The sequence below is a fragment of the Mycobacterium sp. E740 genome (genome assembly GCF_001672895.1).
GTDB lineage: Bacteria > Actinomycetota > Actinomycetes > Mycobacteriales > Mycobacteriaceae > Mycobacterium.
In genome coordinates this window covers 1-1,075 of the sequence record NZ_LZKP01000047.1, presented here as the reverse complement: position 1 = coordinate 1,075, position 1,075 = coordinate 1, and the positions used below count along the sequence as shown (strand labels likewise).

1 protein-coding gene is annotated in these 1,075 nt (G+C 70.0%); it reads left to right on the top strand.

Translation table 11 applies throughout. The features are described 5' to 3' along the window. Positions 1–19: 19 nt before the first annotated feature. Positions 20–1,075, top strand: a 1,056-nt coding sequence (gene cofG, locus A5663_RS04590) for a 7,8-didemethyl-8-hydroxy-5-deazariboflavin synthase CofG (protein ID WP_231976677.1), incomplete at its 3' end; no start/stop codon positions are given.

Here is a 1,075-nt window from a genome sequence, read left to right as displayed (position 1 = left end):
CCCTCAGCCCGGCACCGACCTGCCCAATCCGGTGATCGCGCCGAAAGCCGATCAGCCAACCGCTGCCGCTGTGCGGCGGGTGCTGCGACGCGCCCGCGACGGCGTGGCGCTCAACGCCGAAGAAGCCGCCGTCGCGATGAGCGCGCGCGGTGACGATCTCGCCGACCTGTGCGCCAGCGCCGCGCGGGTGCGGGATGCGGGCCTCGAGGCGGCGGGCCGCCGCGGCCCGACCGGGCGACTGCCGGTCAGCTACTCGCGCAAGGTGTTCATCCCGGTCACGCATCTGTGCCGGGACACCTGCCACTACTGCACCTTCGTCACGGTCCCGGGCCGGCTTCGCGCGCAGAACGCGGGCCTGTACATGGAGCCCGACGAGATTCTCGACGTGGCCCGCCGCGGTGCCGAATTGGGTTGCAAGGAAGCGTTGTTCACACTCGGCGACCGTCCCGAGGCAAGATGGGACGAGGCTCGCCAATGGCTGGACGAGCGGGGCTACGACTCGACGCTGGACTATGTGCGCGCGATGGCGATCCGCGTGCTCGAGGAGACCGGCCTGCTGCCGCATCTGAACCCCGGCGTGATGAGCTGGTCTGAGCTCTCGCGGCTCAAACCGGTGGCGCCCTCGATGGGGATGATGCTCGAGACGACGTCACGACGGTTGTTCGAGACGAAGGGGCTGGCCCACTACGGCAGCCCCGACAAGGAGCCCGCGGTCCGGCTGCGGACGCTGGCTGACGCGGGCCGGTTGTCGATCCCGTTCACCACGGGTCTGCTCGTGGGCATCGGCGAGACGCTGCACGAGCGCGCCGAGACCATCCACGCGATTCGCCGCTCGCACAAGGAGTTCGGGCACGTCCAGGAAGTGATCGTGCAGAACTTCCGCGCCAAGGACCACACCGCGATGGCATCCACCCCCGATGCGGGATTCGAGGACTTCCTGGCCACGGTCGCGGTCACCCGCCTGGTGATGGGCCCCAAGATGCGCATCCAGGCTCCGCCGAACCTGGTGTCGCGCACCGAGTGCCTGGCGCTGGTCGGCGCGGGCGTCGACGACTGGGGAGGGGTGTCGCCGCTG